The sequence below is a fragment of the Streptomyces sp. C genome (assembly GCF_000158895.1).
In the GTDB taxonomy this organism is placed as follows: Bacteria; Actinomycetota; Actinomycetes; order Streptomycetales; family Streptomycetaceae; genus Streptomyces; species Streptomyces racemochromogenes.
On the sequence record NZ_GG657752.1, the window covers coordinates 56,269 to 67,053 of the forward strand.

Consider the following 10,785-nt stretch of genomic DNA (forward strand, 5'->3'; position numbering starts at 1 on the left):
ACTCTCCCCCCTCACCCACTCCCAGCGGCCCGACGGCCGCAGCGGCACCGGCAGCGTCGGCGCCCCCGTGCCCGGCACCGAATGCCGCGTCGCCGACCCGGACACCGGCGTCCCCCTCGGCCCCGGCGAGACCGGCCAGGTACAGGTCCGAGGACCCCAGCTGATGGCCGGCTACCTCGGTGAGAGCGGCCCCCCGGCCGACGCCGACGGCTGGTTCTCCACCGGGGACGCGGGCCGCATCGGCCCCGACGGGGAGCTCTACCTCGCCGACCGCCTCGACGACGTCTTCTCCTACGACAGCGAACTCGTCTCGCCCACCGCCGTCGAAGCCGTCCTCGCCGCCGACGCCCGCGTGGAGGACTGCGTCGCCGTCGGCTGGCCCGACCCCGTCCACGGCGCCCTCACCTGGCTCGGCGTCGTCCTCGCCGACCCGGCCGCGCCCGGACTCCTCGACGTGCTCGACTCGATCGTCGAGACGGCCAACGAACAGCTCGCCCCGCACGAGCGGATCCGCCGCGTGGAGGTCCTGGACACCGTCCCGCGCACCCCCGCCGGCAAGCCGGAGCGCCGCTCGCTGCGCCGCGCCCTGCGCCTGCGGGCGGCGGCCGAAGCCGCCGTCTGAGCCGGGCCGCCCCGCACGAGGGGCCGTGGACGGCCGGTGCAGCCGGGGTCCAGGACCCTTCGAGTGGCCCTCCGCCGACGCCCGCGAAGGTCGGAAGCGAGGTTGAGAGAGGTGTGATCCGATGTCAGGTGAGCGTGTGCAGCACACGTCGTATTCGGTGGACGTCGCCGCGCCCGCGGGCGTGGTCTACGCGCTGATCGCGGACACCACCCAGTGGCCGCTGTTCGTCCCGCCCAGCGTCCACGTGGAGCGGCTGGACTTCGACGGGACCCTCGACCGCTTCGGCATGTGGGCCACCGCCAACGGGACGGTCACCTCCTGGGTCTCCCGGCGCTCCCTGGACCCCCGGCTGCGGACCATCGACTTCCACCAGGAGGTCCCGGCACCCCCGGCGACCTCCATGGGCGGCCGCTGGACCGTCGAGGAACTGGGCCCCGCCCGCTCCAGGCTGAACCTCCTGCACCGGTTCGAGGTCCGCGACGACGACCCGGCCGACGCCGAATGGCTCACCCGGGCCACCGACACCAACAGCCGGGCCGAACTGGACGAGCTGAAGCGGACCGCCGAACTCTGGACGAAGCTCGACGGCCTCCTGATGACCTTCGAGGACTCGGTACGCGTCCACGGCCCGTCCGAGCTCGTCTACGACTTCCTGTACCGCGCCGGCGACTGGCCCGCCCACCTGCCCGAGATCACCCGGGCCGACGTGGCCGAGGACCGGCAGGGCGTCCAGCTGCTCGACACGGACACCCTCGGCGCCGACGGCGTCACCGAGACCAGCACGGCGGTCCGCGTCTGCTTCCCCCACGCCGGCCGGATCGTCTTCAAGCAGACCCGCACCCCCCGCCTCCTGGCCGCCCACACCGGCGAATGGGCCGTCAACCCCGACGAGACCGGGGTCACCGCCGTCGCCACCCACCAGGTCCTGCTCCGCGAAGAGGACATCGAACCCGTGCTCGGCCCCGGCGCCGACCTCACCCAGGCCCGCGACCACGTACGCCGCACCCTCGGCGGCGCGAGCACCCGCGTCCTGCACCTGGCCCGGCGGCACGCGGAGACGGCCGTACGCACCCTGATCCCGCAGCGGTGAACGCCACCCCCGGCGACCGTCCGCCGCCGTCCACAGCACGCGCCACGGCCGCCCCCCGGCCGTGGATCCACCCCGCCACGCCCCTCCAGCTCGACGTCCTCCTCGACGGCCTCGCCCACCCCGGCCGAGGCCTCTACACCGAGCAGCTGCACTGGCTCTGGCACGGCCCGCTCGACACCGAGCGGTTCGCCCGCGCCTGGCAGACCGTCACCGGCCAGGAGGCCGTCCTGCGCACCGGCCTCGCCGAGCCGGCCGCCGGAGCCGCGCCCCGCTTCGCCGTCCACGCGTACGCCGCCCCGCTGATCACCCACCACGGCCCCGGCGGCACCGGTCCGCGGGCCTGGGAGGCGCTGCTCGCCACCGAACGGATGCGCGAGTTCGACCTGACCCGGCCCGGCCCGCTGCGCATCGCCCTGCTCGGCGGGCCGGACGGCGCCACGAGGGTGCTGCTCACCTACCACCGCGCGCTGCTGGACCCCGTCGGCGTCCGCCGGCTGCTGGTCTCCTTCCACCGCGCCTACGCCGCCGACGGCCCGCCCCGCGGCGGCGAACGCCGGCCCGACCTGCGCGACCACCTGCGCTGGGTCGGCGCCCAGGACCCCGCCCCGGCCCGCGAGTTCTGGACCTGGGCCGCTCCGCCCCCCGGGAGCATCACCCTGCCCGCCCTGGACCGGGGCCCCACCCGCCAGAGCGGACACGGCCGCACCAGCCAGCGCCTCACCCCCGCGGAAGCCGGCCGGCTGCGCGCCTGGGCCGCGCTGCTCGGCGCGGCCGAGAGCACCGCCCTGCACGCCGCCTGGGCGCTGCTGCTCTACCGCGCGGGCTCCGACGGCACACCCGGCGCGGTGCCGGTGGCGTTCTCCGCGGCCGTCTCCGGGCGGATGATCCCGCTGGAAGGCGCCGGACAGCTGCCCGGCCCCCTCGGGAACGCCCTGCCGGTGGCGGTGGACGTGCACCCCGGGGCGACCGTGGCCGTGCTGCTGGGCGAACTGGCCGGCCGGGCCGTCGACCTCGCGGCGTACGAGTGGGTCTCCCCGGGGCAGATCCTGGACTGGGCCCCCGGCAGCCCGCGCACGCAGTCGGTGCTGGCCTTCCTCCCGCCGGACGGCAGCGGGCGGAACGCGCCGCCGCCGGGAGCCGATCAGGCCGAGGTCGCCGGCGCCCTCACCGGGATGCCCCTCGCCGTCTCGGCCCGGCACGACCACGACGGCGGGCTCACCCTGACCGCCGTGCACGACCGGACGCGGCTCACGGACGGGGACGCCGCCGAACTGCTCTGGCAGACCGCCCTGCTGCTGCGGCGGCTGCCGCTGGAGGCCGGACCCGACACCACCGTCGCCGAGGCGCTCGTGCCGCTGTACGGGGCGCCGACACCCCGGGCCGCCCCCGACCCCGTGCCACCCGCCCGGGTGCTGCGCCCGGCCGCCGCGGCGGGGGCCGGGCCGGTCTGCCTGATCCGGCCGCCCGGCGCCGCCGAGGACTGCTACGACCGCCTCGCGGAACGCCACCGGGGGACGCGGGCCCTGCTGGCCTGCCCCCCGGACCCGGACGCCGTCCTGGCCGCGCTGGCCCCCGCCCTGGCCGCCGGGGTACCCGTCGCCGTCGGCGGGTACCCGGGCGCGCGGACCCTCGCCCAGGAGGCCGCCCGGCGGGTGGCCGCGTACGGCTGGAGCCCCCCGCCGGTGCTCGTCGCCGGCTCCGACCGCGCCCTCGCGAGGGCCCTCGCGGGACCCTCCCAGCGGGGTTCGAGCGGTTCTTGAAGGACCTTCCAGCGCCGGCGCGGACCTTGGTAGGGCCCTGTCACCGGGAGCGCCCAGCGCAGAGGGGAGCAGAGCCGTGCAGGCCCTCGCCCAACCGGAACCGCCGCACCTCCCGCACCTGTCCCTCGACGGACTCCTCCGCCGGGCCGCCGAACGCGCCCCCGACGCCCCCGCCATCCGCGTGGGCGCACGGACGCTGACCTTCGGCGAACTCGACGCCCGGGCCGACCGGATCGCCGCCTTCCTGGAGTGCTCGGTCGGCCGGCGCGGAGCCCGCGTCGGGGTCGCCAACACCCTCGACGCCGACTTCGCCGCCGCCTACTACGGCACCGTCCGCAGCGGCAACACCGTCGTCCTGCTCAACCCGCTGGTCTCGCCCATCCGGCTGGGGAAGGTGCTGGGCTCGGCCGGGGTCGAACTGGCCTTCGTCCCCCGGGCGACCGCCGCCCTGCTCGCCGACGCCGACGGCCGGCCGCCGTGCCTCTCGCTCGTGCTGGTCACCGGCGCCGGAGACGAACCCGTCCCCGGCGACGCCGTCCCCGTGGACCTCGTCCTGGACGCCGTCGCCGCGGCGGCCCGCGGTGCGGAACCCGGCGGGGACACCGCCTTCGACCCGGACGCGGAGGTCTGCGTCCAGTTCACGACGGGCACCACCGCCCGCCCCAAGGGCGTCCGGCTGACCCACCGCAACCTCGTCGCCAACGCCGCGCAGACCGCCGCCGCGCACCGGCTCGACGCCGGCTCCGTCACCCTCAACCACCTGCCGCTCTACCTGCCGATGCACCTCAACTCGGCCGTCTACGCGGGCGCCTGCCAGGTGCTGTGCCCCGACCCGGAGCCGCTGGCCTCGCTCGCGCTCGCCGAGAGCACCGCGGCCACCCACTACTACGGGCTGCCCGCCCGCCTGCACCGGCTCGCCGCCGACGAGCGGCTGTGCGGCCCCGACGCCCTCCCCGGCGTCCCCGCCGGCCCCCGGCTGCGCGCCGTGCTGTCCGGCGGCAGCGCCCTGTCCCCGGACGCCGCCCGGATCCTGGGCGAGCGGCTCCGCGTACCCGTCCTCCAGGGGTACGGCCTCGCCGAACTCTCCCCGCTCACGCACTCGCAGAGCCCGGACCGGCCGGTGCCCGGCTCCGTCGGGACGCCCGTGCCCGGCACCGGATGCCGCATCGTGCACCCCGGGACCGGGGTGCCGCTGGGCCCCGGCGAGACCGGCGAGGTCCAGGTCCGCGGACCCCAGCTGATGGCCGGCTACCTCGACGAGAGCGGACCGCCCGCTGACGCCGACGGCTGGTTCTCCACCGGGGACGTCGGCCGGATCGGCCCCGGAGGGGAGCTGTTCCTCGTCGACCGGCTCGGCGACGTGTTCCTGCACGACGGCGAACTCGTCTCGCCCAGCGCGGTCGAGCGGATCCTCGGCTCCGACCCGCGGGTCGCCGAGTGCGCGGTCGTCGGCTGGCCCGACGCCGTGCACGGCTCCGTCACCTGGGCCGGCATCGTGCTCCGCGACGGCGCCGCCGCCGGTCCCGCCGTCCTGGAGGAGATCGCCGCCCGCGCCAACACCCGGCTGGCACCCTACGAGCGGATCCGCCGGGTCGAGGCGATCGACGCCGTCCCGCGCACCCCCGTCGGCAAGCCCGTGCGCGCCGAACTGCGCCGCACCGTCCGCACCCGCGCCGCAGCCGAGGCGGCGGCCTGAACCAGCCGGCGCCGTCCGTGACCAAGGTCCCGGACCGTCCGACCAAAGTACCGTCCGCCGTCGGGACCGGCGGCGGGAGCAGATCACGAAGGTAACGTCCGAACCGTGCCCCACTTCACCACCGCTCTCCGGCGCGGTCACGTCAGGAGGAGTCCACGGGACCTGACCGTGGACGCCCTCCTGTTCCTGCTCGCGGTCGCCTACGCGCTCGCGATCGCGAGCAGCTCCACCCCGGCCGCCCCCGAACCGGGGCTCGACTGGACGCGGCCGGAGCCGGTGGCCGGGGTGCTCGCCTGCGGCCTGCTGTGGCTGCGGCGCAGCAGGCCCGTCGAGACCGCCTGCGCGCTGATCGCCCTCTCGGTGCCCTTCGGGACGGCCGCGGGCGCCATGGTCGCCGCGCTGTTCACCGTGGCCGTGCACCGCGCGCCGCGGACCACCCTGATCGTCTACGCGGCCGGCCTGCTGCCGGCGGCCACCGATCCGCTGCTGCGGCCGGACCCGGCCATGCCCGGGTTCCAGTACTTCGTCTTCGGCACCGTCGTCCAGGGGTGCGCCGTCGGCTGGGGGCTGTTCGTCCACCACCGGCGGCAACTGCTCCTGCGGGTGGCCTCCGAGGCTCGGCTGCGGGCGGAGCAGGCGCAGACGAGGGCCCGGGAGGAAGTGGCCCGGGAGATGCACGACGTGCTCGGACACCGGCTGTCCCTGCTGGCCCTGCACGCCGGGGCGCTGGAGTACCGGCCCGACGCCCCCGCGGGGGACGTGGCCCGGGCCGCCGGGGTGATCCGGGAGAGCGCCCACCAGGCCCTGCAGGAACTGCGCGAGGTCCTGACGGTGCTCCGCGCGCCGGAGACCGGCGAACGCCCCCGGCCCACCTTGGCCGACGTGCACCGGCTCGTCTCGGAGTCGTGCACGGCCGGGATGCGGGTACGGCTGGTCAAGGACGCCCCGCCGGCCGTCCCCGACCTCGTGGGCCGCACGGCCTACCGGGTCGTCCAGGAAGCCCTCACGAACGTGCGCAAGCACGCGCCCGGAGCCCCCGCCGACGTCCGCGTGACCGGCGGTGCGGGAGAGGGGCTCACCGTCGAGGTGACCAACCCGCCACCCGGTACCCGGTCCGCGGTCCCCGGGCACGCCCCCGCCGGACAGGGACTGGCGGGGCTCGCCGAGCGGGTCGCGCTCGCCGGCGGACGCCTGGAGTACGGCCCCGGCCGGGACGGCGGCTGGGGCATCACCGCCCGGCTGCCCTGGCCGTGACCCCCGCACGGCACCGCACGGCACCACACCACACGGCACGGCACCGCACCGCACCGCACGCACACCGACACCGAACCCCGCGCCGCGGCATGACCGCACGGCGCCGGCCCGACACGGCCCGACGCGGCCCGACGAACAGGAGAGCCCAGCAGTGCCGAACGAGTCCACCCCCGCCGCGGCCGCACCCACCGAGGTCTCGGAACCGCTCTGGGGCCAACTGCTCGTCTGCGCCGTCTTCGGGCTGATCGGAGCCGGGGCCTGCTGGCTCGCCAAGGTGCTCGCCACGTGGGTGGTGACGCTGCCCTGGGCGCCCATGCAGGGCCCGGCGGAACTCGTCGCCTCGATCCCCGAGCCCGGCCTCACCATCGGGGCGGTCGCCGTGGGCGGCCTGGCCGGCCTGATCGGGGGGTTCCTCGTCAAGCTCGCCGAACTCTCCGTCACCGTCTCCGACACCCGGGTGGTGCTCACCCGGAACGGAGAGCCGACGGAGTTCCCGCGCGCCGGCGTGGCGATGGCGTTCCGCGACGGCAAGCAGCTCGTCCTGCTCGGCCACGGCACCGAGGAACTCGCCCGCGAGGACTGCGACCAGGACCGGCACAGGCTTGCCGACGCCTTCACCCGACACGGCTACACCTGGGCGGACGAGGATCCCCACCGAGCGGAGTTCCGGCTCTGGGTGCCGGACAGCCCCCACCTGCCGGCCGAGGCCCACGCGCTGTTCAAAGCACGCCGCCGGCTCCTCAAGCAGCGGGGCACGGCCGGCGAACTCCGGGAACTGCGCCGCGACCTGGAGCGCCTCGGCCTCGTCGTGCGCGAACGGAACGGGTCCCAGTACTGGCGCCGAAGGCACCGCTGACCGGCCCGCCCGGCTGCGGATATGCTCGCGGCATGATCACAGCCGAGCAGTCCACGGTCGAGGTGCTGATCGCGGACGACGACCCGCTCGTGCGCATGGGGCTGTCGGTGATGCTCGGCGGAGCCCCGGACCTGCGGATCGTGGCCGAGGCCGGTGACGGCGCCGAGGCCGTCGAACTGGCCCGCCGCCACCGTCCCGACGTGGTGCTGATGGACGTTCGGATGCCGGTCATGGACGGGTTGGCGGCCACCCGGGCGGTGCGCGCGATGAGCGACGCCCCCGAAGTGCTCGTGCTCACCACCTTCGACGCCGACGCGTACGTCCTGCGCGCCCTGCGCGCGGGCGCCGCCGGCTTCGCGTTGAAGGACACCCCGCCGGCTGAGCTCGTCGAGGCCGTCCGGCGGGCGGCGCACGGCGAGCCGGTGCTGTCGCCCGCCGTCATGCGGCGGCTGATCGACAAGGTCGTGGCGCTGCCCGAGGACGGGCGCGGGCAGGACGCCGGGGAACGGCTGGCGGTCCTCAACGAGCGCGAGCGGGCGGTGGCCCTCGGCATCGGCCAGGGCAAGTCGAACGCGGAGATCGGCGCGGCGCTCTACCTCGGCGTCTCCACGGTCAAGACGCACGTTTCCGCGATCCTGGCCAAACTGGGCCTCAACAACCGGGTCCAGATCGCGCTGTTCGTGCATGACGCCGGAAATCCGGAAGACCGGTACCGGTCCTGACACCGACAATAAGTCTGTTCTGGAACGAAACAGGAGGTACCCCATGTCCGGTACGCCGGAGAACGAAGCGACTGAGGCCGCTGAAGCGGCTGAAGCCGCTGAGGCCGTCGAGGCCGACGGCAAGGCCAAGTTCCGCGAGGCTCTGGAGCGCAAGGCCCGTGCCGCCCGCTCGCAGCAGGCGCACAACGCGGGCGGTCTGAAGCTCAAGGGCGGTAGCGGCCCCAGCGGCCAGGGCCGGACCTTCCGCCGCAAGGCCGGCTGAACCGCACCCGAACGCCCCGAAGGGCCGCCGCGATCCGAATCCCGCATCGGATCGCGGCGGCCCTTCCGCGTAGCGTTCAGTCTTCGTCCGTTGCAACGGTGTTGTGGTGTTCGTTGCGTTGAATTCAGGGGTGTTGCAACGATTGCAGGGCTCTGACCTGCGGTGATGATGGTGCGGCGCAATGGGTGTGTTGCCCGGGGTGTGAACGCGACGTAGCGTTCAGGTCATCGGAAACGCCGAGTGACACAAGCCCCCGAAGGAAGAGAAGCCATGCAGAAGTTCGCCACCGCCGCCGCCATCGCCGCCGTCCTGGACGTCCCGGCCGGGAACATCCGCTTCATCGCCGCCGACCGTGCGGACACCACGGTCGAGGTCCTGCCGGTGAACGCGTCCAAGAGCCGTGACGTGAAGGCCGCGCAGGAGACGGCCGTCGAGTTCCAGGGTGGTGTGCTGCGGATCAGCGCGCCGAAGAAGAGCCAGGTGTTCGGGGCTTCGGGCGCGGTGGAGGTGACGGTGCAGCTTCCGGCGGGGTCGAGTGTCGAGGCGACGACGGCGTCGGCCGAGTTCCGGGGTGTGGGCCGGCTGGGTGAGGTGTCGCTGGAGAGCGCGCACGGCACCGTCAAGCTGGACGAGGCGGCCGGGGTGCGGCTGGTCCTGGCCGCGGGTGACGTGGCGGTGGGCCGGCTGGGCGGTTCGGCCGACATCCGCACGCAGAAGGGCGACCTGACGATCGCCGAGGCGACCGGCGGGACGGTGAACCTGCGGACCGAGCACGGCGACATCAGCGTCGGTGCCGCCCGCGGCGTCTCCGCCTCGCTCGACGCCGGGACCTCCTACGGACGCATCAGCAACGCCCTGCAGAACAGCGGAGAGGGCGCCGTGCTGACCATCCACGCCACCACCTCCTACGGCAACATCACCGCCCTCACCGCCTGAACACGGACCTGCTCCTCAGGCCCCGTCCTCGCGGGGCCGCAGGACGTCCCTCAGCACCCCGTGCGGCAGGCCCCGCCCCCTGCGCTCGCGCGGGTAGCCGATGGACACCTCGTCGAAGCGCACCCCGTCGTGGTACGTCGTACGCGGGATGTGCAGGTGTCCGTACACCACGGCCGCCGCCCGGTAGCGCAGGTGCCAGTCCGCCGTCAGCGTCGTCCCGCACCACTGCGCGAACTGCGGGTAGCGCAGGATGTCGGTGGGCTCCCGCACCAGCGGGTAGTGGTTGACGAGCACGGTCCCCAGCGCCGGGTCCACGGCGTCGAGGCGGGCCGCCGTCTCGGCCACCCTGGCCCGGCACCAGCCGTCCATGTCCGGGTACGGATCCGGGTGCAGCAGGAACTCGTCCGTGCACACCACCCCCGACTCGCGGGCGGCCGCCAGCGACTGCTCCTTCGTCAGCGCCGGGTCACGGAACGAGTAGTCGTAGTGAGTGAACAGCGGAGCCACCACCACCGGCCCGCCGGGCCCCTGCCACACCGGGTACGGGTCCTCCGGCGTGAGCACCCCCAGCCGCCGGCACATCTCCACCAGGTACCGGTAGCGGGGCTCCCCGCGCAGCTGCACCGGGTCGTCGGCCGGCGTCCACAAGTCGTGGTTGCCGGGGGTCCACACCACCCGCGCGAACCGGTCGCGCAGCAGCCCGAGCGCCCACTCGACCTCGGACGCGGTCTCGCTGACGTCCCCCGCCACCAGCAGCCAGTCCCCGGGCGACCCGGGCACGATCTCCTCCTCCAGCAGCCGGCGGTTCTCCGCGTGCACCACGTGCAGGTCGGACACGGCCAGCAGCCGCCCGGCCGCCGCCGCCATCAGCCGGCCACCTTCCGCAGCCAGCCGTCCACCGTGTCCGCGACGGCGCCCGCGTCCGCGCCCAGCAGCGACAGGTGGTCGCCCGCCACCTCCGCCAGGTGGTCCGCGTACTCCCAGCCGGCGGTGGCCGAGGCCGCCGACGCCGAGGCCCGCACCAGCAGCGTGGGCGCCGAAGCCGGCTCCGGCGTCCAGTCGGTGAACAGCCTCAGGTGGCCGCCCATCGCCAGCAGCCGCGTGTCGTCGGTCATCCCCGGCGGGCCGGCCGGGTCGAACAGACGCTCCGTCAGCGTCGCGGGCCCGCGCCGGCTCCCGCCCCGCGCGTACGTGTCCAGCAGCACCACCGCCGCCGCCTCACGGCCGATCTCCAGCAGCTCCCGGGCCACGGCGTGCGCGATCCACCCGCCGGAGGAGTGCCCCAGCAGCACGGGCCGCGCCGCGCCCGCCGCCTCGGCCACCGCCTCCGCCTGGGCCCGCACCAGCGCCTGCCGGCTGCGCGGCAGCACCGCGTCACCGGCGAAGCCGGGGTGCGCCAGCACCGTCAGGCCCCGACGGCCCTCCAGGGCCGCCGCCAGCGCGAGGAACTCCCCCGGGCCGGACGACGCCCCCAGCGAGGGGAACGCGAACAGCCCCGCCGCCCCCTCCGGCCCGCCGGCCAGCCGCTCGGGGGCCGGCCAGCGCGCCACCCCGGACCGGGAGTAGTAGCCGGGCAGCAGCTCGGCC

At 75.5% G+C, this 10,785-nt stretch carries 11 protein-coding genes; 9 read left to right on the forward strand and 2 right to left on the reverse strand.

The genetic code is table 11. The features are described 5' to 3' along the window. The 9 genes from SSNG_RS36485 to SSNG_RS36525 all read left to right on the forward strand — a co-directional run. Positions 1-622 (forward strand): fatty acid--CoA ligase family protein (locus tag SSNG_RS36485; protein WP_042804914.1); only part of this gene is annotated, 622 nt, incomplete at its 5' end. Positions 623-743: 121 nt separating this feature from the next. After that, positions 744-1,712: an aromatase/cyclase gene (locus tag SSNG_RS36490; protein WP_042804861.1), complete on the forward strand. Its 969-nt coding sequence runs from the start codon at positions 744-746 to the stop codon at positions 1,710-1,712. After that, positions 1,709-3,472, forward strand: coding sequence for a condensation domain-containing protein (locus SSNG_RS36495; RefSeq protein WP_007269017.1), 1,764 nt, complete (start codon positions 1,709-1,711; stop codon positions 3,470-3,472). Before SSNG_RS36490 ends, SSNG_RS36495 begins: the two co-directional genes overlap by 4 nt. Positions 3,473-3,548: 76 nt before the next feature. Beyond that, the gene (locus tag SSNG_RS36500; RefSeq protein ID WP_007269018.1) at positions 3,549-5,168 is read left to right on the forward strand and encodes an AMP-binding protein; all 1,620 of its coding nucleotides are present in this window, start codon (positions 3,549-3,551) and stop codon (positions 5,166-5,168) included. 105 nt (positions 5,169-5,273) lie between these two features. Continuing rightward, positions 5,274-6,422, forward strand: a complete 1,149-nt coding sequence (locus tag SSNG_RS36505) for a histidine kinase (protein ID WP_007269019.1) — start codon at positions 5,274-5,276, stop codon at positions 6,420-6,422. Between the two features lie 151 nt (positions 6,423-6,573). Next, the gene (locus SSNG_RS36510) at positions 6,574-7,278 is read left to right on the forward strand and encodes a hypothetical protein (RefSeq protein WP_007269020.1); all 705 of its coding nucleotides are present in this window, start codon (positions 6,574-6,576) and stop codon (positions 7,276-7,278) included. A 32-nt stretch (positions 7,279-7,310) separates the two neighbouring features. Further along, positions 7,311-8,000 carry a response regulator transcription factor gene (locus SSNG_RS36515; protein WP_007269021.1) on the forward strand — a complete coding sequence of 230 codons (690 nt, stop codon included), beginning with the start codon at positions 7,311-7,313 and terminating at the stop codon, positions 7,998-8,000. Positions 8,001-8,043: 43 nt separating this feature from the next. Further along, a complete protein-coding gene (locus SSNG_RS36520) occupies positions 8,044-8,262 on the forward strand; it encodes a DUF5302 domain-containing protein (RefSeq protein ID WP_007269022.1) in 219 nt (72 codons plus the stop codon). A 270-nt stretch (positions 8,263-8,532) separates the two neighbouring features. Then, complete coding sequence (locus SSNG_RS36525) at positions 8,533-9,198, forward strand: DUF4097 family beta strand repeat-containing protein (protein ID WP_007269023.1); 666 nt, start codon at positions 8,533-8,535, stop codon at positions 9,196-9,198. 15 nt (positions 9,199-9,213) lie between these two features. On the opposite strand, the gene SSNG_RS36530 is transcribed toward SSNG_RS36525, so the two are convergent. Both SSNG_RS36530 and SSNG_RS36535 read right to left on the reverse strand, forming a co-directional pair. Continuing rightward, on the reverse strand, positions 9,214-10,065 hold the full coding sequence (locus SSNG_RS36530; RefSeq protein WP_042804862.1) for a metallophosphoesterase: 852 nt from the start codon (positions 10,063-10,065) through the stop codon (positions 9,214-9,216). Beyond that, positions 10,065-10,785: thioesterase domain-containing protein (locus SSNG_RS36535; RefSeq protein WP_042804863.1), on the reverse strand; the 721-nt coding region annotated here is incomplete at its 5' end. The genes SSNG_RS36530 and SSNG_RS36535, both read right to left, overlap by 1 nt.